Source organism: Helicobacter pylori oki112 (assembly GCF_000600085.1).
Taxonomy (GTDB): Bacteria; Campylobacterota; Campylobacteria; order Campylobacterales; family Helicobacteraceae; genus Helicobacter; species Helicobacter pylori_CY.
Window position 1 is genome coordinate 228,259 of record NZ_CP006821.1, and the last position, 24,742, is coordinate 253,000.

At 40.1% G+C, this 24,742-nt stretch carries 26 protein-coding genes; 18 read left to right on the forward strand and 8 right to left on the reverse strand.

Translation table 11 applies throughout. The annotated features are described in order from the left end of the window. Positions 1-13: 13 nt before the first annotated feature. The gene (locus HPOKI112_RS01120; protein WP_000960439.1) at positions 14-937 is read left to right on the forward strand and encodes a class II fructose-bisphosphate aldolase; all 924 of its coding nucleotides are present in this window, start codon (positions 14-16) and stop codon (positions 935-937) included. 21 nt (positions 938-958) lie between these two features. Beyond that, positions 959-1,522 carry an elongation factor P gene (gene efp / locus HPOKI112_RS01125; RefSeq protein ID WP_025276630.1) on the forward strand — a complete coding sequence of 188 codons (564 nt, stop codon included), beginning with the start codon at positions 959-961 and terminating at the stop codon, positions 1,520-1,522. 493 nt (positions 1,523-2,015) lie between these two features. Here efp and pseI read toward each other — a convergent pair whose 3' ends face one another. The 3 genes from pseI to HPOKI112_RS01140 are packed head-to-tail and all read right to left on the reverse strand — an operon-like array spanning position 2,016 to position 4,957. Then, positions 2,016-3,038 carry a pseudaminic acid synthase gene (gene pseI / locus HPOKI112_RS01130; RefSeq protein WP_025275577.1) on the reverse strand — a complete coding sequence of 341 codons (1,023 nt, stop codon included), beginning with the start codon at positions 3,036-3,038 and terminating at the stop codon, positions 2,016-2,018. Between the two features lie 3 nt (positions 3,039-3,041). Next, complete coding sequence (locus tag HPOKI112_RS01135; RefSeq protein WP_025275578.1) at positions 3,042-3,683, reverse strand: ABC transporter ATP-binding protein; 642 nt, start codon at positions 3,681-3,683, stop codon at positions 3,042-3,044. Continuing rightward, positions 3,683-4,957 (reverse strand): apolipoprotein N-acyltransferase, encoded by a 1,275-nt coding sequence (locus HPOKI112_RS01140; RefSeq protein ID WP_025275579.1) that lies wholly within the window; start codon positions 4,955-4,957, stop codon positions 3,683-3,685. Before HPOKI112_RS01140 ends, HPOKI112_RS01135 begins: the two co-directional genes overlap by 1 nt. A 224-nt stretch (positions 4,958-5,181) precedes the next feature. Here HPOKI112_RS01140 and HPOKI112_RS01145 point away from each other — a divergent pair, with 224 nt between their 5' ends. From HPOKI112_RS01145 to HPOKI112_RS01170, 6 genes are all read left to right on the forward strand, one after another. Then, complete coding sequence (locus tag HPOKI112_RS01145; protein ID WP_025309593.1) at positions 5,182-5,883, forward strand: CvpA family protein; 702 nt, start codon at positions 5,182-5,184, stop codon at positions 5,881-5,883. Positions 5,884-5,892: 9 nt separating this feature from the next. Continuing rightward, positions 5,893-7,398, forward strand: a complete 1,506-nt coding sequence (gene lysS, locus HPOKI112_RS01150) for a lysine--tRNA ligase (protein ID WP_025275581.1) — start codon at positions 5,893-5,895, stop codon at positions 7,396-7,398. Beyond that, positions 7,398-8,648 (forward strand): serine hydroxymethyltransferase, encoded by a 1,251-nt coding sequence (locus HPOKI112_RS01155; RefSeq protein WP_025309594.1) that lies wholly within the window; start codon positions 7,398-7,400, stop codon positions 8,646-8,648. Before lysS ends, HPOKI112_RS01155 begins: the two co-directional genes overlap by 1 nt. A 10-nt stretch (positions 8,649-8,658) precedes the next feature. Beyond that, positions 8,659-9,201 carry a DUF1882 domain-containing protein gene (locus HPOKI112_RS01160; RefSeq protein WP_000138088.1) on the forward strand — a complete coding sequence of 181 codons (543 nt, stop codon included), beginning with the start codon at positions 8,659-8,661 and terminating at the stop codon, positions 9,199-9,201. A 21-nt stretch (positions 9,202-9,222) separates the two neighbouring features. Beyond that, a complete protein-coding gene (locus tag HPOKI112_RS01165) occupies positions 9,223-10,032 on the forward strand; it encodes an SPOR domain-containing protein (RefSeq protein ID WP_025309595.1) in 810 nt (269 codons plus the stop codon). Positions 10,033-10,545: 513 nt separating this feature from the next. Then, on the forward strand, positions 10,546-11,079 hold the full coding sequence (locus HPOKI112_RS01170; RefSeq protein WP_025275584.1) for a TIGR00645 family protein: 534 nt from the start codon (positions 10,546-10,548) through the stop codon (positions 11,077-11,079). 5 nt (positions 11,080-11,084) lie between these two features. Here the strand turns inward: HPOKI112_RS01170 and clsC are convergent, their stop codons facing one another. The 4 genes from clsC to HPOKI112_RS01190 are packed head-to-tail and all read right to left on the reverse strand — an operon-like array spanning position 11,085 to position 16,266. Then, on the reverse strand, positions 11,085-12,593 hold the full coding sequence (gene clsC / locus HPOKI112_RS01175) for a cardiolipin synthase ClsC (RefSeq protein ID WP_025309596.1): 1,509 nt from the start codon (positions 12,591-12,593) through the stop codon (positions 11,085-11,087). A gap of 21 nt (positions 12,594-12,614) precedes the next feature. Continuing rightward, complete coding sequence (locus HPOKI112_RS01180) at positions 12,615-13,352, reverse strand: fumarate reductase iron-sulfur subunit (protein WP_025309597.1); 738 nt, start codon at positions 13,350-13,352, stop codon at positions 12,615-12,617. Further along, the gene (locus HPOKI112_RS01185; RefSeq protein WP_025275586.1) at positions 13,345-15,489 is read right to left on the reverse strand and encodes a fumarate reductase flavoprotein subunit; all 2,145 of its coding nucleotides are present in this window, start codon (positions 15,487-15,489) and stop codon (positions 13,345-13,347) included. Before HPOKI112_RS01185 ends, HPOKI112_RS01180 begins: the two co-directional genes overlap by 8 nt. Positions 15,490-15,498: 9 nt before the next feature. Beyond that, positions 15,499-16,266, reverse strand: coding sequence for a fumarate reductase cytochrome b subunit (locus HPOKI112_RS01190; RefSeq protein WP_025309598.1), 768 nt, complete (start codon positions 16,264-16,266; stop codon positions 15,499-15,501). Positions 16,267-16,480: 214 nt separating this feature from the next. On the opposite strand from HPOKI112_RS01190, the gene HPOKI112_RS01195 reads away from it, so the two are divergent. The 10 genes from HPOKI112_RS01195 (at position 16,481) to HPOKI112_RS01240 (ending at position 23,727) form a co-directional block, all read left to right on the forward strand. Continuing rightward, the gene (locus tag HPOKI112_RS01195) at positions 16,481-17,185 is read left to right on the forward strand and encodes a triose-phosphate isomerase (RefSeq protein WP_025309599.1); all 705 of its coding nucleotides are present in this window, start codon (positions 16,481-16,483) and stop codon (positions 17,183-17,185) included. Between the two features lie 9 nt (positions 17,186-17,194). Continuing rightward, positions 17,195-18,022: an enoyl-ACP reductase FabI gene (gene fabI, locus HPOKI112_RS01200; protein WP_025309600.1), complete on the forward strand. Its 828-nt coding sequence runs from the start codon at positions 17,195-17,197 to the stop codon at positions 18,020-18,022. Positions 18,023-18,031: 9 nt separating this feature from the next. Then, entirely contained in the window at positions 18,032-19,042 is a 1,011-nt protein-coding gene (gene lpxD, locus HPOKI112_RS01205) for a UDP-3-O-(3-hydroxymyristoyl)glucosamine N-acyltransferase (protein ID WP_025309601.1), read from the forward strand. 64 nt (positions 19,043-19,106) lie between these two features. After that, positions 19,107-20,264, forward strand: coding sequence for a methionine adenosyltransferase (gene metK / locus HPOKI112_RS01210; RefSeq protein ID WP_025309602.1), 1,158 nt, complete (start codon positions 19,107-19,109; stop codon positions 20,262-20,264). Between the two features lie 65 nt (positions 20,265-20,329). Next, positions 20,330-20,743, forward strand: coding sequence for a nucleoside-diphosphate kinase (gene ndk / locus HPOKI112_RS01215; protein WP_025275590.1), 414 nt, complete (start codon positions 20,330-20,332; stop codon positions 20,741-20,743). Between the two features lie 24 nt (positions 20,744-20,767). Next, positions 20,768-21,124: a hypothetical protein gene (locus HPOKI112_RS01220; RefSeq protein ID WP_025275591.1), complete on the forward strand. Its 357-nt coding sequence runs from the start codon at positions 20,768-20,770 to the stop codon at positions 21,122-21,124. Between the two features lie 15 nt (positions 21,125-21,139). Beyond that, positions 21,140-21,286 (forward strand): 50S ribosomal protein L32, encoded by a 147-nt coding sequence (gene rpmF, locus HPOKI112_RS01225; RefSeq protein WP_025275592.1) that lies wholly within the window; start codon positions 21,140-21,142, stop codon positions 21,284-21,286. A 77-nt stretch (positions 21,287-21,363) separates the two neighbouring features. Then, positions 21,364-22,383, forward strand: coding sequence for a phosphate acyltransferase PlsX (gene plsX, locus HPOKI112_RS01230; protein ID WP_025309603.1), 1,020 nt, complete (start codon positions 21,364-21,366; stop codon positions 22,381-22,383). 24 nt (positions 22,384-22,407) lie between these two features. Next, positions 22,408-23,403, forward strand: coding sequence for a ketoacyl-ACP synthase III (fabH, locus tag HPOKI112_RS01235; RefSeq protein ID WP_025309604.1), 996 nt, complete (start codon positions 22,408-22,410; stop codon positions 23,401-23,403). A 21-nt stretch (positions 23,404-23,424) separates the two neighbouring features. Next, complete coding sequence (locus tag HPOKI112_RS01240; RefSeq protein ID WP_001877260.1) at positions 23,425-23,727, forward strand: hypothetical protein; 303 nt, start codon at positions 23,425-23,427, stop codon at positions 23,725-23,727. A gap of 631 nt (positions 23,728-24,358) precedes the next feature. Here the strand turns inward: HPOKI112_RS01240 and HPOKI112_RS08410 are convergent. Then, entirely contained in the window at positions 24,359-24,742 is a 384-nt protein-coding gene (locus HPOKI112_RS08410; RefSeq protein WP_025275595.1) for a hypothetical protein, read from the reverse strand.

Below are 24,742 nucleotides of genomic sequence, written 5' to 3' on the forward strand. Positions count from 1 at the left end.
ATGAGGTGTTATCATGTTAGTTAAAGGCAATGAAATCTTATTGAAAGCCCATAAAGAAGGTTATGGGGTAGGGGCGTTTAATTTCGTGAATTTTGAAATGCTAAACGCTATTTTTGAAGCAGGAAATGAGGAAAATTCCCCGCTTTTCATTCAAGCGAGTGAAGGAGCGATCAAATACATGGGGATTGATATGGCGGTGGGCATGGTGAAAATCATGTGCGAACGCTACCCACACATTCCTGTGGCCTTACACCTAGATCATGGCACGACTTTTGAAAGCTGCGAAAAAGCCGTGAAAGCGGGTTTCACTTCTGTGATGATTGATGCGTCTCATCATGCTTTTGAAGAAAATTTGGAATTGACTTCTAAAGTGGTCAAAATGGCGCATAACGCTGGAGTGAGCGTGGAAGCGGAGTTGGGGCGTTTGATGGGGATTGAAGACAATATTTCAGTGGATGAAAAAGACGCGGTGTTAGTGAATCCTAAAGAAGCGGAGCAGTTTGTCAAAGAATCTCAAGTGGATTACTTAGCCCCAGCCATTGGGACAAGCCATGGAGCGTTTAAGTTTAAGGGCGAGCCCAAATTGGATTTTGAACGCTTGCAAGAAGTCAAAAGGCTCACTAATATCCCTTTAGTTTTGCATGGAGCGAGCGCGATACCAGATGATGTGAGGAAATCTTATTTGGACGCTGGAGGCGATTTGAAAGGCTCTAAGGGCGTGCCTTTTGAATTTTTACAAGAATCTATAAAAGGGGGGATCAATAAGGTCAATACCGACACGGACTTAAGGATCGCTTTTATCGCAGAAGTGCGCAAGGTGGCTAACGAAGATAAGAGTCAATTTGATTTGAGGAAGTTTTTTTCTCCGGCCCAATTAGCGCTTAAAAATGTGGTCAAAGAGCGCATGAAACTTTTGGGCAGCGCTAATAAAATTTAATCAACAAGGAAAGAATATAACATGGCAATTGGGATGAGCGAGCTCAAAAAGGGCTTGAAAATTGAATTGGGTGGTGTGCCTTATAGGATCGTAGAATACCAGCATGTCAAGCCCGGCAAGGGTGCGGCTTTTGTGCGCGCGAAAATCAAGTCGTTTTTAGATGGTAAGGTGATTGAGAAGACTTTCCATGCGGGGGATAAGTGCGAAGAGCCTAATCTGGTTGAAAAAACGATGCAATACCTTTATCACGATGGCGACACATACCAATTTATGGATATAGAGAGCTATGAGCAAATCGCTTTGAACGACTCTCAAGTGGGTGAGGCTTCTAAATGGATGCTAGACGGCATGCAAGTGCAGGTTTTATTGTATAATGACAAGGCGATTTCAGTGGATGTGCCGCAAGTTGTGGCTTTAAAGATTGTGGAAACGGCTCCTAATTTTAAGGGCGATACTTCCAGTGCGAGCAAAAAACCAGCGACTTTAGAAACCGGTGCGGTCGTGCAAGTGCCTTTCCATGTTTTAGAGGGTGAGGTGATTAAAGTCAATACGGAAACAGAAGAGTATCTTGAAAAGGTGAAATGAGATTATTTTTTATTGATCTAGTGCTTTAGGCACAGCTTTTTGTCATAAGGGGTGTTATTAGCCCCTTTTTTGGGCTTTGTTTAAAGCGTGTGTGAAATCTGTGGTTAAAAATTATTTAAAATGGATTGACTTTTTTATTGAGTGCCAATAAAAATATTCAAAGGCATTTTTTAAGATTAAACATAAGAGATTGATTTAATCAAGCGGATAATCTCTTAAAAAAGCATTCTCTGGAGGTTAGGGGATTTGATTGGAGGTTAGGGATTAAACGCAAAATATTCCCTTAAAAAATGGGTTTTATTATAAAGTTTAAAACGATAGCAACAAAGTAATCCTGTTTTTATTTTGGAATTCAAATAAGGTTCTAGTTGTAACATTTGATGAGAGCGATGCCCCTATCCCCTTAAGAGTTTAAAATAAAGAAAATGAGTTTAAAATCAAATCTAAAACCATAAAACAAAATTTAAAAATCCCATTTTTAATCAAAACAAACCTACAATGGGCGTTCTATATCATCAGTGCTTAAAGGGGTGTTGGCTTTTAAGAATTTTGATGCCTTTTGGCCTAAAATTTCTTTATAGAATTTAGGGTGTAAGCCAAGGTTGGGGCGTAAGGCTTTGATATTATCGCTAGTCAATGCTTCGCCTTTTTGAATATCCTTAATGACAAATAAAGAGCGCATAAAGAATCTCCGCTCCTCTAAAGTCTTTGGATTGATTTTAGGCTCTTCTTCGCCCAAGGCTAAAACGCTTTGTTTGATGGCTTCAACCATGCTTTTAAATCCGTTAAAATCCATGCTAAAAGCGCTGTCTGGGGTTTGTAAGGATTTGTTTAAAATGAAATGCTTTTCTATCATGCTCGCTCCTAAAGTGGTGGCTAGAATGGGGCAAAGAGAGCCAATCGTGTGATCGCTCAAGCCAAATTTAACGCCAAAGGTTTCACCTAATTTAACCATGCTCAATAAATGAGCGTCTTCTATTTGGCTGGGATAAGCGCTCACGCATTTTAAAAGGGTGATGTCAAAATTACCCACTCCTTTGCACAACGAGATAGCGTCTTGCAATTCAACGCTTGTAGCGATACCGCTAGAAAGGATAATGGGCTTTTGTGTGCGAGCGGCCTTTTCAATCAAATCTAAATCAACGATTTCAAAACTAGCGATCTTATACATGGGGCAATTTAGGCTCTCTAAAAGCTCTAAGGCTTTTGAACTAAAAGGCGAGCTAAAAATGCCTAAATCAAGCTTTTTAGCCAATTCAAACAATTCCGCATGCCATTCTAGGGGGGTAGAAGCCTTTTGATACAATTCATACAAATTTTCTTTATCCCATAAAGTGCCTTGAATGATGAAAGGATCTTCTTTAGAGTTTAAAGTCATGCAGCTTGGCGTGTAGGTTTGGAGCTTGACAAAATCCGCGCCGCTTTCCTTAATGGCATGAAGGCTTTCTTTGGCGAGGTTTAAATCCTGGTTATGATTAGCGCTCAATTCAGCGACAATTTTAGGGCGTTGTAACATTTCTTATTTTTCCTTAATCAAAACTTCTTTTTCTAGGCGATAGACTTGAGAGCAAGTGAAAGCCAAATGCTCATCATGCGTGGCTAAAACTAACGATCCTTCTTTTTCTGTAATGTAATTTTGCAGCATGCTGATGACTTGATTAGCGCTAGTGGTGTCTAAATTCCCGGTGGGTTCATCAGCGATAATGATTTTGGGTTTTTTAGAAAGCACTCTGGCGATGCTTAAGCGTTGTTGCTGGCCACCGCTCAATTCACCCACGCCTTGCTTTAGGGTGTGGGCTATGCCTAATTGTTCTAAAAGGGAATGATTTATTTCTTGCTTGGCTAGGATGGAAGCGACTTGCAAGTTTTCTAAAGCGCTAAAACCCTTAAAAAGGTAATGCGATTGGAAGATTATGCCCACTTTTAAGCGCCGTAATTCCAAAAGCTTTTTGGAATTTAAGGCATAAATATCTTGGTGTTCTAACAAACTAATCGTCCCACTATTGGGTTTTAGCATGGTGGCTAAATGGCTTAAAAGCGTGCTTTTACCGCTCCCGCTCACGCCTAAAATCGCTAGGCTTTCTTTGGGCTTGATGCACAAATTCACGCCATTATAAAGAGGCTTTTCAAAAGCATGAGAAATATTAATCGCTTTAATCATTATCGTTTCCTAAAAAGAATATCGCCTAATAAACTAGGGTTTAAAATGTAAGAAGTTGAAAAGTTCGCGCTGTGCAAGATGATTTTACCATAACGCCTTGCGTAGTATTTTAAAAGCGTTTTTTGTAAGGTGGGTTCAATGCTTGGGCTAAACCATGCGTTATTGCTCATTACGATAAAAATTTTTGAAGGGCTGTTTGAATAAGCGGCTTTGGAAGTGCCTTCATAGCAAATCAGGGGGCGAAAAGTAAAATCATTTAATGTAAAATCGCTGAAATGAGAAGCGTTGCGGTATAAATAAGCGCTCTCGCCAAAAAAGAGCTTTTCAAGGGGTTTTTGAAGAAACTTGGGTAAAGGCATGGTCTCGCCAAAGGGGGCTAAAACCACTTTATCAGCGATCTGAACGCCCTTTTTAGAAAATAAAAACGAGCTGTTATAAAGGTTATAGCCTTGGGTGCGTAATGTCCCTATTAAAATAGCAATATTATCGCTTAAATCTTCTAGCTTGGCTTTAAAGGGGGAGTTTTCTAAAGCGATGGGGTAGGCGGTCTCTGGAAAAACAATCAAGGTTTTTTGGTTGTTTTGAGCGAGCTTGATTTCTTTAAGAATATTGTTTTCAATATCATTAAGGTAGTTTGAGTCAAATTTCAAATCTTGGGGCGTTTTTGTAGAGACTAATTCAATATTTCCAACCTTTTTTAAATCGCTTGTTTTGAAACCATTAAAATCCAACGCGCCAAGTAACAATAAAACCGCTATGATCCTATATTTTTTAAGATTTTGAGCACTCAAAAAAATGCAAGCTAAAAAAACAAGCCCTAGCGATAACTTATCCACTCTAAACACGCTATAAGAAAAAAAGCTATCCGGGACTAACCAATCAAAACCAAAAGGATGGATAAAACCAGAGCCTAAAAAACTCAAAAGCCTGAAATAGGGGTTTTCAAAATAGAGCAACAAATAAAATAAAACCCCATAAACTAACGCTATTAAAACAATGATTAAGGGCAATAAATAAGTGAAATCCGAGTAGCGAAAGCTTAAAGTGCACCAATAAAACAATAACGCTCCTACGAAAAACCCCAAAGCAAAAGCACTATTTCTAGGGGTTTTTAAAAACGCCAACATGCTTAAAGGGGCTAATAGGCTTGTGAGTATGATAGGAATATAGGGGTTTTCAACCGCATAAGCGTCTAAAAAAACATTCACATACACGCTTGAAACAAACATGCACGCCAATAAAAAAGCGTTTTGATTGAATAGAAGAAGACGCATGGTTAAATTTTGAAACCTTGAGATTGTTTTAGTGTATTATAGCTATATTTTAATTTAAGAATTTTAGATTGATTTTTTTAAGGGTAGTTTTTTTTAAGTTGTGTTATTATTTTCAAATTTCAAGTCTAAAGAGTGTGAATTGGCATGATTTAAGAGTAATGGGTGTTTTTGAGCGCTCACTATCTTTATGCGAGATATATGAGAGAAAGGTTTGGGTTTAGGGTTTGAACTATATTGATTTGGCGTTACTTGTGGTGGTGGTGGCCTTTGGGATTAGAGGATTTTATCATGGCTTCGTGAGTGAAGTGGCGGGGACTTTAGGGATTGTGCTTGGCGTGTATTTAGCGTCTCGCTATTCTGTGGCTGTTGGGAATTTATTTTCAGAGCATTTGTATGATTTAAGAAATGAAACCATGACGAATCTCATCGGTTTTTTATTGGTGTTAGCGTCTATTTGGGTGTTTTTTTTAGCTTTTGGAGTGTTGCTAGGCAAGGTGTTAGTCTTTAGCGGGTTAGGCATTATAGACAAAGCGTTAGGGTTTATTTTTTCATGCTTGAAGACTTTTTTAGTGCTTTCTTTCATCCTTTATGCGCTCTCTAAAATGGAAGTGATGAAAGACGCTAACGCCTATTTGCAAGAAAAAAGCGCTTTTTTTTCTACCATAAAAAGCGTCGCTAGTAAGATCATGCGCCTTGATGGCGTCAAACATGTGGAGCAAAACCTTAAAGACAACCTTGAAGAAATGAGCGATGAAGTCAAAAATAAAGAATCTTTTAATAAAAATAAACAATCTTTTGATAAAACGATGGATAAGGGCGTGGAAGCTTTAAAGGAAAAGGCTAAAGACTTGCCTAAAAACATGCTGGATCCAAAAGCTAACCAAACCCCACCAAACCCCACCCCATCTAATAAAGAACCCCTATAAAGGCATCACATGTTTTCTAACCAATACATCCAGCAACGCATCCATAAAGCCAATAGCTTGAGAGAAGAAGGGAAAAACCCTTATCAAAATGGCTTGAAACGAAGCCTTACAAACGCTGCTTTTTTAGAAAAATACGCTTATGTTAAGGATTTAGAAGAGCCTAAAGACAAAGAAAAATGCGAGAGTATTGTAGGGAGGGTCAAGCTTTTGCGTTTAATGGGCAAGGCATGTTTTATTAAAATTGAAGATGAAAGCACGATTTTGCAAGCTTATGTTTCGCAAAATGAATTGAACGATGAGTTTAAAAGTTTGAAAAAGCATTTAGAAGTGGGCGATATTGTGTTGGTGAAAGGCTTCCCTTTTGCTACCAAAACCGGTGAATTAAGCATTCATGCCCTAGAATTTCATATTTTAAGCAAAACCATTGTGCCTTTACCTGAAAAGTTTCACGGACTGAGCGATATAGAATTGCGTTACCGCCAACGCTACTTGGATTTGATCGTCAATCCTAGCGTTAAAGATGTGTTTAAAAAGCGCAGTTTGATTGTCTCTAGCGTGCGGAAATTCTTTGAAATGGAAGGGTTTTTAGAAGTGGAAACCCCCATGATGCACCCCATTCCTGGCGGGGCGAACGCAAGGCCTTTTATCACTTATCATAACGCTTTAGAGGTGGAGAGGTATTTAAGAATCGCTCCAGAATTATACCTCAAACGCTTGATTGTGGGGGGTTTTGAAGCGGTGTTTGAAATCAATCGTAATTTCAGGAATGAGGGCATGGATCACAGCCATAACCCCGAATTTACGATGATTGAATTTTATTGGGCGTATCACACTTATGAAGATTTGATTGAACTCAGTAAGAGGCTGTTTGACTACTTGCTAAAGACTTTAAATTTGGATTCAAAAATCATCTATAACGATATGGAAGTGGATTTCAACCAAACGAGCGTGATTTCCTATTTGGACGCTTTAGAAACAATAGGGGGCATTAGTAAGGGTATTTTAGAAAAAGAAGACAGGCTTTTGGCTTATTTGTTAGAGCGAGGCGTCAAAGTAGAGCCCAATCTCACTTATGGCAAGTTACTCGCTGAAGCGTTTGATCATTTTGTAGAGCACCAACTCATTAACCCCACTTTTGTAACCGAATATCCCATTGAAATTAGCCCTTTAGCCAGACGCAACGATAGTAACCCTAATATTGCTGACAGGTTTGAATTGTTCATTGCAGGAAAAGAAATCGCTAATGGCTTTAGCGAGTTGAACGACCCTTTAGATCAATTAGAACGCTTTAAAAATCAAGTGGCTGAAAAAGAGAAAGGCGATGAAGAAGCCCAATACATGGATGAAGATTACGTGTGGGCCCTAGCCCATGGAATGCCCCCCACTGCAGGGCAAGGCATAGGTATTGACCGATTAGTGATGTTACTCACTGGAGCTAAAAGCATTAAAGATGTGATTTTATTCCCAGCGATGCGTCCTGTTAAAAACGATTTTAATATTGAGAGTGGAGAATAATGGCGTATTTTTTAGAACAAACGGATAGTGAAATTTTTGAATTGATCTTTGAAGAATATAAGCGGCAAAATGAGCATTTAGAAATGATAGCGAGCGAGAATTACACTTTTCCTAGTGTTATGGAAGCTATGGGAAGCATTTTAACGAATAAATACGCTGAGGGCTATCCTAACAAGCGCTATTATGGAGGCTGTGAAGTGGTGGATAAAATAGAAAGCCTAGCCATAGAAAGGGCTAAAAAGCTTTTTAATTGCCAGTTCGCTAACGTGCAAGCGCATTCAGGCTCACAAGCCAATAACGCTGTCTATCACGCTCTTTTAAAGCCTTATGACAAGATTTTAGGCATGGATTTAAGCTGTGGAGGGCATTTAACGCATGGCGCTAAAGTGAGTTTAACCGGCAAGCATTATCAGAGCTTTTCTTATGGCGTGAATTTGGATGGCTATATTGATTATGAAGAAGCACTAAAAATCGCTCAGAGCGTTAAGCCAGAAATCATTGTGTGCGGGTTTTCAGCCTATCCAAGGGAGATTGATTTTAAGAAATTTAGAGAAATCGCTGATGAAGTGGGGGCGTTACTATTAGGCGATATAGCCCATGTGGCAGGGCTTGTGGTCGCTAATGAGCATGCCCATCCTTTCCCGCATTGCCATGTGGTTTCAAGCACCACTCATAAGACCTTAAGAGGGCCTAGAGGGGGACTTATTTTAACTAATGATGAAGAGATAGCGGCTAAGATTGATAAAGCGATCTTTCCAGGGACTCAAGGCGGGCCTTTGATGCATGCGATTACTGCTAAAGCGGTGGGGTTTAAAGAGAATCTAAAACCAGAATTTAAAGCTTATGCAAAATTAGTGAAATCTAACATGCAAGTTTTGGCTAAAGCGTTAAAAGAAAAAAACCATAAGTTAGTGAGCGGTGGCACTTCTAACCATTTGCTTTTGATGGATTTCTTAGATAAGCCTTATAGCGGGAAAGACGCTGATATTGCATTAGGGAATGCCGGAATCACCGTGAATAAAAACACCATTCCTGGCGAAACGCGCAGCCCTTTTGTAACGAGCGGGATAAGGATTGGCTCAGCGGCATTGAGCGCAAGGGGCATGGGAGCTAAAGAATTTGAAATCATAGGGGATAAAATATCAGATATTTTGAATGATATTAATAATGTTAGTTTGCAATTGCATGTGAAAGAAGAATTGAAAGCCATGGCTAATCAATTCCCTGTGTATCAACAACCTATTTTTTAAGGGAGTCAAGATGACAGAAATGGAATTAAAGCTCATTAAGATAGACACAAGCCATTATTTTGAAAAAAAACCAGGCTTGGGGGAGAGGGTGGATTATGCGGGGCGTTGCTTCTATAATAAATTCCAAAGAGTGAATGCCATGCTCACAAGCTCGCTCATTCAAAAGCATTTGAAAAGGGAGATAGAAATCGCGCACAACCTCATCTTGCGTAACGATAAGGTGGAAAATATTGTGTTTGATTATAACGGGAGGAATCCAGAGCGTTTTTATCATAAGGCACAGTTATTGCTTCGTGAGGAAGGTTTTATGAATTTTACCGCTTATAACACAAAGACTCCAGGGCATTTGCATTTGTATGTGCATAAGGGGCATACGGAATTGGGCGAGGGTGAAAGGTTGGTTAAAACTTTGTCTATGAAATTAGCACAAGGGTTGCCTAAAGAATGGAGGGTCTTCCCTAGCAATGAATGGCCTAAGGAATTTAATATTTTAGCTTTACCTTATGAAGTGTTTGCAAAAGAGCGAGGGAGCTCTTGGGCGAAGCATTTATAACAATTTTTGAAAGGATTTTTGATGTCAGAAAAAGAAAGACTGAATGAAGTGATCTTAGAAGAAGAAAATAATGGGGGCGGCACTAAAAAAGTGTTTTTGATCGTGGCTATAGCCATTATCATTTTAGCGGTGCTTTTAATGGTGTTTTGGAAAAGCACGAGAGTCACTCCTAAAGAGACTTTTTTACAAACCGATAGCGGCATGCAAAAAATAGGCAACACTAAAGACGAGAAAAAAGACGATGCGTTTGAAAGCTTGAATTTGGATCCTTCCAAACAAGAAAGCGATCTGGACAAAGTGGCGGATAATGTTAAAAAACAAGAAAGCGATGCGTTTAAAATGCCCATTCAAACCAATCAAACTCAAACGGAGATGAAAACAACAGAAGAAACCCAAGAAGCTCAAAAAGAATTAAAAGTTGTTGAACACACTCCTATAATCGCTCAAAAAGAATCTCAAGCTGTGGCTAAAAAAGAAACCCCCCATAAAAAGCCTAAAGCAACGCCTAAAGATAAGGAAGCTCATAAAGATAAAGCTAAGCATGCGGTTAAAGAGCTAAAAGTCAAAAAAGAAGCTCATAAAGAAGTTCCTAAAAAAGCCAATTCTAAAACCAATCTTATTAAAGGGCATTATTTGCAAGTGGGGGTTTTTGCGCACACGCCCAATAAAGCGTTTTTACAAGAGTTTAACCAATTCCCCCATAAGATTGAAGATAGGGGAGCAACGAAGCGCTATCTCATAGGCCCGTATAAGAGCAAACAAGAAGCCTTAATGCATGCTGATGAAGTCAGCAAAAAAATGACTAAACCGGTTGTCATAGAGATTCGTTAAGGGCTTTACAAACTTAAAAGAGATTAGCGTTAGTCAAGCGATAATTTCTTGTGATGCACTCTTAGGGGTTAGAGGGATTTATGGGGGAGAGTTTGCAAAATACCCCTATTTTCTTAAGAGTTTTGTATAAAACTAAAATAAAGTAATCCCATTTTTAAAGAAATAAAGAGCGTTATGAATTTAATGGATAGCAAAGAATATGACAGCTTTTTAATAGCGAGCAAAATATAAGACAGCTAAAACAAAGTAATAGCATTTAGTAAAGTAGGGGTAAGAGGTAAAAAATGGAAAAACATGCGTTTTAGATAAAACATTCATACCCACTACTAGCAGTCAAGGAGAAGTAACAAACCCAGACCGCATGAAAGAATTGTAATATAAAAAAGATTAAAACAGCTTTTAAGACTATCAATCCATATGATTTTACCAAAAAGAAAGCATCAGTCATTTTAATAGGTTTTTTAAAATTAGCTATAATCAAGGCTTCAAAAAGCCATAATTAAAAGAGTTGAGATGTTGGAAAAATTGATTGAAAGAGTGTTGTTTGCCACTCGTTGGTTGCTAGCCCCTTTATGCATTGCCATGTCGTTAGTGCTGGTGGTTTTAGGCTATGCGTTCATGAAAGAGTTGTGGCACATGCTAAGCCATTTAAACACGATCAGCGAAACGGATTTGGTTTTATCAGCCTTAGGATTAGTGGATTTGTTGTTTATGGCCGGGCTTGTTTTAATGGTGTTGCTCGCCAGTTATGAAAGCTTTGTTTCCAAATTAGACAAGGTAGATGCCAGTGAAATCACTTGGCTAAAGCACACGGATTTTAACGCTTTAAAATTAAAGGTTTCACTCTCCATTGTAGCGATTTCGGCGATTTTCTTGCTCAAACGCTACATGAGTTTAGAAGACGTTCTATCCAGTATCCCTAAGGACACGCCCTTATCGCATAACCCCATTTTTTGGCAAGTGGTGATCCATTTGGTGTTTGTGTGTTCAGCACTTTTAGCCGCTGTTACCAATAACATCGCTTTTTCGCAAAATAAAGCGCATTAAAAGTTTTAAAGCTCTCTTTCAGGAAGGACTTTAGACCATTCTTTAATCAAGCGCAAAAAGAAGGAAGTGTCAGGCGAAGTTTTTTCATGGATTAAAATGCCTTCTTCCACCGCTTCCCAAATCACTCTATGCCGATACACCACCAAATGCCATGCTTGTTGGGCATGATCTTTAAGCGACAAACGCACCCTTTTGGCAAAAGACGGGTTGTCAAACAAAACCGCGCTTTCAGTGTTGATGTATGCAGAGCGCGGATCAATATTAAAACTCCCTAGAAGCGTTAAATTGTCATCAAAAACAATCGTTTTGCCGTGTAAGGAATGTTTGGTGCTAAAGCGCCCTTTAATCTGGCGGTTAAAAAAATCGTTTCGTATTTCATAGACATTCGCGCCCATTCGCACTAATTGGTTGCGATACCTTTCCCATGCCCCATAGACCACTATTGCATCAGTAGATGAAAGGGAATTGGTAAGAATATTCAATTCAATCCCCTTAGAAATTTGATTTTTAAAGATTTTCATCATCTTTTTGCCTGGAATAAAATACGATGAAGCGATAAAAACGGAGTCTTTAGCGTTTTTAAGGGCTTTTTCAAAAGCGATTTTAATAGGCGAATACAAGGGCGTGTCAATTTTTTTGGGTGAATCGGCTAAAAAAATGGCATTCCCATAATAAATGGGGTATTGGTATTTTTGGAAGTGTTCTATAAAATCATTGACTTTTTTTTCAAAATGGTTTTTGTCTTCAGCGCTGATAGGGATTTTTTCATGGAGTTTAGCGATTTCTTTAGCGTTGTTTTTGAGTCTTTTATGGGTTCTTAGTAATGAAACAGGGATAGAGCGGTGGAACCTCCAATAGCGTTCAAAGCTTTCTTTGGCTTTTGAAGCAACCCCCCCAAAAAACAAAGCGTCTAAATCTAAAAAATTCGTGTCTAAATCGTTATCAAAATAATTATCCCCAATATTGCGCCCCCCTATAATGACAGCGAAATTATCCACGATGAAAAGCTTGTTGTGCATGCGTTTTTTAATGCGCTCATAATCCGCAAGCATTTCAAAATAACGCAAGCCTTTATTGCGGATATAGTAGGGGTTAAAAATTTTCACTTCAATGTTTTTATGGAAATTTAAGAGCATAATATCTGAAAAATCGGAATACACTCCGTTATCGTCTAAAAGGATGCGCACTTTTACCCCACGATTGGCCGCATTTAAAAGTTCTTTAGCGATCACTTGAGAAGAGAGATCGTTCTTATAGATATAAGTTTGCATGTCAATGCTTTTTTGGCTCATTCTGATAAGTCCCACTCTATGTAACAAAGCGTCAAAGCCGTCTTCTAAAAGAATGGCCGCGCTATGGTTAGGGTTTTCTTTTAATTTTTTGGCATACAAGCTCCCAATAGCGGTAGTGTAGGGATCATAAGAGATAGGGGGGCTTGAAATGGGAGTCTTATAGACTAACCCAAAGCACCCATTAAAAAAAAAGACGCTTAAAAGGACTAAAAAGATTTTCAAAAACGACCCACTAAAAAGAAATTAGCGGCTTTTACCCACTTTCAACATCCTATTACGCAAAGTAGCGATACTGCTTTGCAAGGGTAATTCTTTAGGGCAAGTGTCATGGCAAGCGATCAAGCTCATGCACCCAAAAATACCATCATCATCGCCCACTAATTCATAAAAATCGTCATCGCTTCTTTCATCGTGGCTGTCAATCATAAAACGCATGGCTCTGTTCATGCCAGCAGCTCCAATGAAATTAGGGCGCATGAGCTTAGTCCCACAAGAAGCGATACAGCACCCGCATTCAATACACCTGTCTAGTTCAAAGACTTCTTGGGCTTCATCAGGTTCAATCCTTTTTTCTGGCTTAGTAATATCCACTTCTTCTTTAGAATGCGCCCAGCTCTCCACCCTTTTAGTCATATCGCCAAACCAATCGCCTGTATTCACACTCAAATCCTTAATGAGCGTAAAACTGGGCATGGGCATGAGCGTGATCACCCCGCTTTCAAAGCTAGAAGTTAGGGTTTTACAAGCCAGTCTCGGTCTCCCATTAACCATCATCGCGCAAGAGCCGCAAATCCCAGCGCGGCACACAAAATCAAAGCTCAAATCTGGATCTTGATGCTCTCTAATGAGATTTAAAGCGATAAAGAGCGTCATGGATGGCGTTTCTTTCAATTGATACTCTTTAAAATGCGGCTTACTCACCGCGCTTTGAGGGTCAAATTTTAACACTCTAACTACAATCGTTCGTTCATTATCACTCATGGTGTTCTCCTTTTAGGTTAGCGTTGTGTTGGTCTAATAAATCATGGACATTGAAAGAATACAAATGTTCCCCCCTAGCCCTGACTTCTTCATCTTCTAAACGCATGTTCCTAGCCTTGTATTTTTCTTGCAATTCAAAAGGCATGAGCGCATGTTGGACTTCTATCCTGTCTTTCCCAAGCTTTTCTAATTCTAAAATCGTTTTCAAAATCTCAGCGTCGCGCTCTTCTTTTTTGGGGTGAGGAATGAAATTGCCCTTTTTGCCATAGCCCCTAAAATCAGGGCTGATTTCCATTTTCATCACATCTAATTCTTCGTATTCAATCGTGGGCATGTCTTGCTCAGCGCTAGGCCAGCTCGCTAAAGTCCGATTAAGCCATTTTTCATCGTCTCTTTTAGGGTAGTCAATCCTTGTGTGAGCCCCTCTGCTTTCAGTGCGCAGTAACGCTCCTTGGGTGATGCAAAGTGCGAGTTTGAGCATTTTTTTGGTGCGGTAAGCGTCTTCTAATTCAGGGTTATTGTGCAAAACCTTGTTTTTCACGCAAATGTTTTTGGAGCGCGCATAAAGCTCTTGCAATTCTTTAAGGGCTTCTTCTAATTTTTTGCCTTCTCTAAAAACGCCCACTTTTTCATCCATGACTTCTTTCATGTGCTCTCTAATCTCATACACATCTTCTTTGCCTTCATTATGCAATAAAAAATGCATATAATCCTGGCTTTCTTTAATGAAGGCTTCAACCTTTTGCGTGTTGATTTCAATTTGCGCTTCCAAACAATGCGAGGCAAAATAATCCCCTATGATCATGCCAGCGACCACCGCTTCACTCACAGAATTTCCCCCCAAGCGGTTAAACCCATGCAAATCCCAGCATGCCGCTTCGCCCGCGCAAAACAAGCCTTTTAAATGGGTTTCGCCTTTAGGGTTTGTCCTAACCCCACCCATAGAATAGTGTTGCATGGGCTTTATGGGGATCCAGCCTTTTTGCTTAGCCATCGCTTGCCCGTATTCAGGCTCATTTGCGGGCATTCCTTGCATGTTGTCTTTGGTTTGCTCTTCGCTATCGGCCGGATCAATGCCGGCAAAAGTCATGGCAATATCGCGCACATCCCTTAAGTTTTTTTCCACATGGTTACGCCCTAAAATAGCAATATCCAACCACACATGATCCCCATAGGGCGATTTGGCTCCATAGCCTTTTTGGATATGCTCTAAAATCCGCCTTGAAACCACATCCCTACTCGCAAGCTCTTTTTTCTCCGGCTCATAAGCGGGCATGAAGCGTCTGCCAAACTTGTCTCTTAAAACGCCACCATCGCCCCTGCAACCTTCGGTCATTAAAATCCCGCTTGGCACTAAAGCGGTAGGGTGGAATTGCACCGCTTCCATGTTGCCTAATTTAGCCACGCCGGTTTCTAACGCACTCGCCGCCCCGGCTCCGTCGCAAATCACGGCGTTAGTGGTGTGTTTATACACGCGCCCATAACCTCCGGTAGCTAAAAGCGTGCCCTTAGAAACATACGCTGAAATTTCGCCTGTGATCAAATCCCTTACCACCGCCCCATAGCATTTATTGTCATGATGGATGAAAGCGAGCATGTCCTTTCTGTCTTGAATATCCACTTTGTGGTGTAAGGCTTCGTTAGCGACCGCATAAAGCATGGTATGCCCTGTAGCATCAGCCGTAAAGCATGTGCGCCATTTTTTAGTGCCGCCAAAATCACGGCTTAGAATATAACCATGCCTGTCGTCTCTTTCGGTAATGATAATATGCTCACTATTGACGACCGCAGGCCTATCGCCCTTTTTAATCCTAGTCCAAGGCACCCCCCAACTGGCCAATTCCCTAATGGCTTTAGGGGCAGTGGTTACAAACATTCTAGCCACTTGCTGATCACACCCCCAATCGCTCCCCTTAACCGTGTCTAAAAAGTGCAAATCTTCATTATCGCCCTCGCTTTTTTTAGCGTTCGCAAGGCTCGCTTGCATGCCCCCTTGAGCGGCTGCAGAGTGTGAACGCCTGACAGGCACTAGGCTTAAAACGATGGTGTTTAAACCCTTTTGTTTGCATGCGATACTAGCCCTTAACCCGGCCAATCCGCCTCCAATAATTAGCGCATCACAATATGTTATTTTCATTTTCTACCCTTATTCTTTGTGGAATTTCCCATCAGCTTCTATGGCTTCTTGCATGGTTTTAATGCCATTGTCCTTATTTTCTAAACCTTTTTTAATGTAAGCCCCATAGGTGCAAAGCCCTAAAACAATAAAAAACACGCTCATCGCCCATTTGACTTTTCTCAAGCCTTGAATGCTCGCATTCTTAAACCACCCCCATTTAATCGCTAAACGATACAACCCGATAGAGCCATGCAATTCTACGGCAAACAATAAGAAAATATACAAAAGCCAAAAGTTTTGCGTTACAAAACGATAGCTTGAGCCATGAGGCCCAATACTTTCAGGCTCTGTGAGCATGACAAACAAGTGGATACTCGCTAAGAAAAACATCGCAAACCCGGTTAAGGCTTGAATAAACCACAAACTCGTATCGCCATGTTTCATCAAATGCTTATGGGTTTTAAAAACCTTGTATTGCCTGTAATTGATAGGGAATTTCCTTAACGCCAAAAAAGCATGTGCGACTAAAATAAGAATAACTCCTGCTGCAACCACGCTCACAATAGCCGGCTCGCCCGCTTTTAAAAACAAGCTCCCTTCAAAAAATTTCGCCACTTTATACATGGCTTCATCGCTAATCAAGATACTTGAGACCAAAAACATGTGCGCTATCATAAAGAGCGCTAAAATCAAGCCCGTAGTGCTCTGTAAAAAATCCAGCTTAGCATAAATACCGCTCTTTTTAAGCCCTTTGTTAGCGCCATAATAACCCTCTATAATCTCTTCTTGTTGCATAAAAACTGCTCCTAAAAACTCAAAATTAACCTAAAATCGCTTGACGCAAAAACACTGCCTTAATTTTACTACATTTGAAATAATTTTCCTTATAAACAAAACCTAAATTGGGAAAAAATTCAATTCAAGGGGGCTATTGTTTAAAATTTACATTTTTTAAACGCTATTAGATATAATAAGGGATAGTTACCACCTATAGAATAAGGATCATTCAATGACAAAAATTGCCATGGCTAATTTTAAATCCGCTATGCCTATTTTTAAAAGCCATGCGTATTTAAAAGAATTAGAAAAGACTTTAAAACCGCAGCATTTTGACAGGGTGTTTGTATTCCCTGATTTTTTGGGGTTATTGCCTAATTCGTTTTTGCATTTCACTTTAGGGGTGCAAAACGCTTACCCTAGAGATTGTGGGGCTTTTACCGGTGAAATCACTTCAAAGCATTTAGAAGAACTCAAAATCCACACGCTTTTAATAGGGCATAGCGAGAGGCGAGCACTTTTAAAGGAAAGCCCTAGCTTTTTGAAAGAAAAGTTTGATTTTTTTAAAAATAAAAATTTTAAAATTATCTATTGCATTGGCGAAGATTTAACGACCAGAGAAAAGGGTTTTAAGGCTGTAAAGGAATTTTTAAGCGAGCAATTAGAAAATATTGATCTTAATTATTCCAATTTAATTGTGGCGTATGAGCCTATTTGGGCGATTGGCACCAAAAAAAGCGCTTCTTTAGAAGATATTTATCTCACGCATGGTTTTTTAAAACAAATCTTAAATCAAAAAACGCCCTTATTGTATGGGGGGAGCGTGAACATACAAAACGCTAAAGAAATTTTAGGGATTGATAGCGTGGATGGCTTATTGATCGGGAGTGCGTCTTGGGAATTAGAAAATTTTAAAACAATCATTTCATTTTTATAAAGGAAAATCATGGGATTTTTAAAAGGTAAAAAAGGGCTTATTGTAGGGGTGGCGAATAATAAATCCATCGCTTATGGGATCGCTCAATCTTGCTTCAATCAAGGGGCTATTTTGGCTTTCACTTATTTGAATGAGAGCTTAGAAAAGCGCGTGAGGCCTATCGCGCAGGAATTGAATAGCCCCTATGTGTATGAATTAGATGTGAGTAAAGAAGAGCATTTCAAGTCGCTATACAATAGCGTTAAAAAGGATTTAGGCTCATTGGATTTTATCGTTCATAGCGTGGCCTTTGCCCCTAAAGAGGCTTTAGAGGGGAGCTTGTTGGAAACTTCTAAAAGCGCGTTTAACACCGCTATGGAAATTTCTGTTTATTCTTTAATAGAGCTGACAAACACTCTAAAACCTTTATTAAATAACGGAGCGTCTGTTTTGACTTTAAGCTATTTAGGCAGCACCAAATACATGGCGCATTACAATGTGATGGGGTTGGCTAAAGCGGCCCTAGAGAGTGCGGTGCGTTATTTAGCGGTGGATTTAGGCAAGCATCATATAAGGGTGAATGCCCTATCGGCCGGGCCTATAAGGACGCTCGCTTCTAGCGGGATCGCTGATTTTAGGATGATTTTAAAATGGAATGAAATCAACGCCCCTTTAAGAAAAAATGTGAGTTTAGAGGAAGTGGGCAATGCCGGGATGTATTTGCTCTCTAGCTTGTCTAGTGGGGTGAGTGGGGAAGTGCATTTTGTGGATGCTGGCTATCATGTTATGGGCATGGGGGCTGTGGAAGAAAAAGACAATAAAGCTACGCTATTGTGGGATTTGCATAAAGAACAATAAGGGGTATTGATGAAATTAAGCGAATTGTTGAGCGCCTATTCTATTGAAACGGAATTTTCAAACGACTTTGAAGTGCATGCTTTAGCGGAATTGGATAAGGCCACGCCTAATGATATTAGCTATATTGACCAAGCGCGTTACCTTAAACTTTTAAAAGATTCCAAAGCCGGAGCGGTGTTTATCCGTAAAAAAGAATCTTCTAAAGTGCCAAAACACATGCAAGCTTTAATCGTGGATAACCCGCATCTAGCCTTTGCTAAAGCTTCGCATGCCTTTAAAATCCCTTTTTTTAAAAACCCAGAAAGCGTGAATGAACCTAAACATTTTGAAAAAGTAACGATCATGCCTAATGTTGTGATTGGAGAGGGCGTAGAAATTGGCGAAAATTCTTTGATTTATCCGGGCGTGGTGATCGCTGATGGGGTCAAAATCGGTAAAAATTGCGTTTTGTATCCTCGTGTCATTTTGTATCAAAATACGATTTTAGAAGATAATGTTACTATCCATGCAGGCAGCGTGATCGGAGGCGATGGCTTTGGTTATGCACACACCGCTTTAGGAGAGCATGTCAAAATTGAGCATGTGGGGATTGTTAGGATTCAAAAAAATGTAGAAATTGGCGCTAACACGGCGATTGATCGGGCGGTGTTTGGCGAGACTTTGATTAAAGAGGGCGTTAAGATTGATAACCTGGTTCAAATCGGGCATAATTGCGTTTTAGGCGAGCACAGCATCGTTGTCTCTCAAGTGGGCTTGAGCGGCTCTACAACCACTGGCCGTAATGTAGTTTTTGGCGGTCAAGTGGGCATTGGGGGGCATTTGCATGTGGGCGAATTCACTCAAATTGGAGGTAAAAGTGCAGTGGGTAAAGACTTGCCCCCTAACACTAATTTTGCCGGAGCGATCCCTGCTATGGAAATCCATGAATGGCACCATTTCCTAGCTCATTTAAGAACGAATTTCAGGAAACAGCAAAAAACGAGTTTGTTGCAAAAAGCTAAAGGGTTTTTTAAATCTTAAAGAATGAAATAAGCTATAATAAGCCCATTTTGAATACGAATGATTATTTTAATAAGGACAATCAATGAAAGATAGTTTTCTTTTCACTTCTGAATCAGTAACCGAGGGGCATCCTGATAAAATGGCTGATCAAATCAGCGATGCGGTTTTAGATTACATCATTGAGCACGATCAAAAAGCCAAAGTCGCATGCGAGACTTTAGTTTCTAACGGGTTTTGCATGATCACTGGCGAGTTAAAAACTTCTGTTTATGCCCCTATGCAAGAGATTGCAAGAGAAGTGGTTAAAAAGATTGGTTATACAGACGCTCTTTATGGCTTTGATTACAGAAGTGCGGCGGTTTTGAATGGCGTTGGCGAGCAAAGCCCTGATATTAATCAGGGCGTGGATAGAGAAGATGGCGAGATTGGGGCAGGGGATCAAGGGCTTATGTTTGGTTATGCGTGCAAGGAGACTGAAACGCTCATGCCCTTACCCATTCATTTAGCGCACCAGCTCACTTTCGCTTTGGCTCAAAAAAGAAAAGACAACACTCTGCCTTTTTTAAGGCCTGATGGCAAGTCTCAAGTGAGCGTGCGTTATGAAAACAACAAGCCTGTAAGCATTGATACGATTGTCATTTCCACCCAGCATTCCCCAGAAGTTTCGCAAAAACATTTAAAAGAAGCCGTGATTGAAGAGATCGTGTATAAGGTTTTACCCAAAGAATATTTGCATGATAATATCAAGTTTTTTGTCAATCCTACAGGAAAATTCGTTATCGGTGGACCGCAAGGCGATGCGGGTTTGACGGGCAGAAAAATCATCGTGGATACTTATGGGGGGAGTTGCCCGCATGGTGGGGGAGCGTTTAGCGGGAAAGACCCCAGTAAAGTGGATAGGAGCGCGGCTTATGCGGCCCGCTATGTGGCTAAAAATTTGGTAGCGAGTGGGGTTTGCGATAAAGCGACCGTGCAGCTTGCTTATGCGATTGGGGTGATAGAGCCGGTGTCTGTTTATGTGAACACGCATAACACGAGCAAGTATTCAAGTGCGGAGTTGGAAAAATGCGTGAAAGCGGTTTTCAAACTCACGCCAAAAGGCATTATTGAAAGCTTGGATTTGTTAAGACCCATTTATTCGCTCACTTCAGCTTATGGGCATTTTGGGCGCGAATTAGAGGAATTCACTTGGGAAAAAACCAACAAAGCTGAGGAGATTAAAGCGTTCTTTAAGCGTTAAAAAATATTTTAAGGGTAATATTTTAAAAAATTTTTGTATAATCAACAATTCACAAGGAGTTTAAATTGAAACAAAGAACGCTGTCTATTATTAAACCGGATGCACTTAAGAAAAAAGTGGTAGGCAAAATCGTTGATCGCTTTGAGAGTAACGGCTTGGAAGTGATTGCTATGAAACGCTTGCATTTAAGCGTTAAAGACGCTGAAAACTTTTATGCGATCCACAGAGAGAGACCCTTTTTTAAAGATCTAATAGAATTTATGGTCAGTGGTCCGGTGGTGGTTATGGTCTTAGAGGGCGAAGATGCGGTGGCTAAAAACAGAGATCTTATGGGAGCGACTGATCCCAAACTCGCCCAAAAAGGCACTATCAGAGCGGATTTTGCTGAAAGCATTGACGCTAATGCGGTGCATGGGAGCGATAGCTTAGAAAACGCACATAATGAAATCGCTTTCTTTTTTGCCGCTAGAGATCTTTAAGGTTTAAGGGCGTTTTAAGTAAGCATGCAATTTGAAATGCGTAAAATCGCTTTTAATACGCCTAAAGCGTTTTCTTTAGAGCATGAGGGAGTGGTTTTAGAGGGCGAAGTCATGCGAGTGGGGGCGAAATTGTTCCGCTTGAAAGCGTGCCTTAAGGGTGAATTGATGCTTATTTGCGATACAAGCGGTAAAGAGTTTAAAAAGAGCCTTGATGAGTCGTTGGTTTTGCATATTTCAGACGGGTTGTGGGATACGCAAAGCCAAAGTTTGGATTTTGATAATTTAGATGTTATTGAATCTTTCAATGGTTTTATTGATTTGAGCGAAATTTTACGCTCTGAAGTGGAGTCTATTAAATTAGACTACCATTATGCAGATTGAAATGAAGGAGAATTTATGGCAGTACCTGATAGAAGAGTGAGTAAGACAAGAGCGGCAAAAAGGCGTACGCATTATGGCGTTAAGTTGGCTAAGCCCATAAAAGCTAAAGATGGCACTTGGAAGCTTCCCCACCATATTAACAAATTTACTAAAGAATACTAGTATAAAAGCTATCTTTAGTGATAGAAAGTATTTTAAAGGATTGCAACGGATTGCAACAAGCCTTTTAAGGACGCATGATGAAAATTGTAATAGACTTAATGGGGGCTGACCATGGGGTTTTACCCGTTATTGAGGGAGTCTCAAGGGCTTTAGAGAATAAGAGTTTTAGTGCGGTTTTAGTGGGGGATAAAGACAAAGCGACCCCTTTTATTTCTAAAGAGTTAGCCAGCAAAGTGGAAATGATCCACACGCAAGATTATATTAAAATGGAAGAAGCCGCCACTGAGGCAATCAAGCGTAAGGAATCTTCCATTTACTTGGGTATGGATATTTTGAAAAATGGGGCTGACGCTTTGATTTCAGCGGGGCATAGCGGAGCGACTATGGGTTTAGCGACCTTGCGTTTAGGGCGTATCAAGGGGGTTGAAAGGCCCGCTATTTGCACTTTGATGCCTAGCGTTGGCAAACGCCCTAGCGTGCTGTTAGACGCAGGAGCGAACACGGATTGCAAGCCTGAATATTTGATTGATTTTGCTCTTATGGGGTATGAATACGCTAAAAGCGTGTTGCATTATGATAGCCCTAAGGTGGGTCTTTTGAGTAATGGCGAAGAAGATATTAAAGGGAACATGCTCGTTAAAGAAACGCATAAAATGCTAAAAGCTTATGATTTCTTTTATGGCAATGTGGAGGGGAGCGATATTTTCAAAGGGGTTGTGGATGTGGTGGTTTGCGATGGCTTTATGGGGAATGTGGTCTTAAAGACAACAGAAGGGGTCGCTAGCACGATAGGCTCTATTTTTAAAGATGAAATTAAAAGCTCTTTTAAATCTAAAATGGGGGCTTTGATGCTTAAGAATGCGTTTGGTATTTTAAAACAAAAAACCGATTACGCTGAATATGGGGGAGCACCGCTTTTAGGCGTGAATAAAAGCGTGATCATTAGCCACGGCAAGAGCAACGCTAGAGCGGTTGAATGCGCGATTTATCAGGCTATTAGCGCTGTTGAAAGTCAGGTTTGTTTGAGGATTACCCAAGCGTTTGAGAGCTTAAAGCCTAGCGTTTCTGCGCATCAAAGTGATCAGCAAGACGCTTAAAGATGACTATTTTAAGGGGATTGAATGGAATTTTACGCCTCTCTTAAATCCATTGCGATGCATGTTCCAAGCGAGTGTGTGAAAAATGCAGAGTTTCAGCAATTTTTGGATACCAGCGATGAATGGATAGAAAAAAGGACTGGTATCAAAGAGCGCCGTTTCGCTAACGATGAAGAAAAAAGCAGCGATTTAGGGGTAATAGCGGCTAAACAGGCCATAGAGAGAGCGCATTTAACCCCAAAAGACATTGATTTGGTGGTTGTGGCGACTTTAAGCCCTGATTTTTTGGCCATGCCTTCAACCGCTTGCGTGTTGAGCGCGAAATTAGGCATTGAAAACAAGCCGGCGTTTGATATTTCAGCCGCTTGCACGGGTTTTATTTATTTATTATCGGTGGCTAAGGCTTATGTTGAGAGCGGGATGTATGAAAATGTGCTGATTGTGGGGGCAGAAAAAACGAGCAGCGTGCTAGATTTTAAGGATAGGGGGACTTGTATTTTATTTGGCGATGGGGCTGGGGCGTGCGTGATAGGCAGAACCAAGCGTTTAAAAGAAAGCATTTTAGATGTGCAGATTTCAGCGAACGGGAATTTTTCTAATTATCTCTATACGCCAAGGACTCTAAAACCCACGCCCTTTAACGCTAAAGAAGAAGCTTTAGAGCCTTTTTTGTGCATGAAAGGCAATGAAGTGTTTAAACTAGCGGTAAAAACGCTTTTAAAAGATGTGGAAATGATCTTAGAAAAAAACGCTCTCAAACCTGAAGATGTGCGTTTGTTTATCCCGCATCAAGCTAATTTTAGGATCATTCAAGCGGTGCGGGAGCATTTGGATTTTAAAGATGAGCAAGTGGTTTTAACCGTGCATAAATACGGCAACACTTCAGCAGCCAGTATCCCTATGGCTATGGGTGAAGCTTATGAAGAGGGGTGCTTGAAAAAGGGCGATTTAATGCTTTTAGACGCTTTTGGTGGGGGATTGACTTGGGGTTCAGCGTTGGTGTATTTTGGAGGAAGTTAAGAAAAGATTGAAGGAGTATTGATGAAAAAGGTGATTTTTTTATTTTTAGTGGTGTTGGGGGGGTTAAAGTCGCAAAGCAGTTATTGCAGCGATTTTTGTGAAGGCACGCCAGATAGCCGTATCCCTCCTATGGGGTTTCATTTCAGTTTTGTGCATTCAGTGAAATATTACTTGCAAGACCCACAAGAGCGCGATCACAAGCTTAAAAAATGCCATCAAGCCTTTGATTCGACGCTTAAGGTTAATTTTATCACGAAGTCTTTTAAAAAGGATTGCAAGCATGCGCAAATGGCTTTAGAGCAAGCTCAAAAAGGGACTCCATAAAAGGGGTTTCTTTAGGGATTTTATTTCTTATAGCAGAAATTATTTTAAAGTAAAAGACAGATAAGGATTAGGGGCTAGTAGTTATTTTAATGCCTATTGTTCTTATTGGGTTAGTATTAACAGCTATTAGAGCTACCATAATGGCATTTAAAGGCGATACTGATGATGATGAAGTTGAGAGTGATGGTTTTTTAGTAGAATATGGGATAAATTCGTTGAATATCTCGGCTCTATTCTAGTTGCTATAATAATATTTTTTCCTTATATAATTGGTTCAGTTATCGCTTTAATTTTTATATTTTTTTGAAACCAATTCTTCCAATGACTAGTAGCGTCTCAACCAAAAACTCAACCAACAACCAATTGAGAACCCAATATAGAAATTAATATTCTTTAGTCTGTTTTTTTAAAAAAGGGGGCTTTGGTTGCTTTGTTTTATGGCAAACTCTTAAAGGGATAGGGGGATATTTTGTGCTTTAATATCCCTTTAACCCCCAACTAAATCCCCCCTAACCCCATAATACCGCATTACAAGAAGCTATCGTTTGCTAAACAAACTTTTTGATATTAAAAAAGTTTTTAGCGTTTTTAAACTTCATTACCAACACCCCATTAGAACAAAAACCAAATTTTATTTGGAAAATTTATGGTAATACTCGCCCTTGTCTGTGATGATTTTAACTTCTAACAATTGGTTAGGCTTGCAATCCAGGCGGTAAAATATCTGTTGCGAGTATTTTAATTCATGATCAAAGAGTTTTTCTTTTTTAAACTTATCGCCAAATTTGGGTTCTACTTTTTTAGTCGCTTCGCATGAATTTCCCCTATTGACAATAAGATTTTTAATCACCACCGGCTCATCGTTCATGGAAGTGATGCTTAAAAGACTAGAATCCGTCATCTTCCCCATGAGTTTCCCCCCAGTCGCGCGGTAATCCAGCTTGAAATCCAAATCCTTTGCCCCCACACAAACACCGCTTATAACAATCAAGCTCAAACACATCTTTTTAAACAT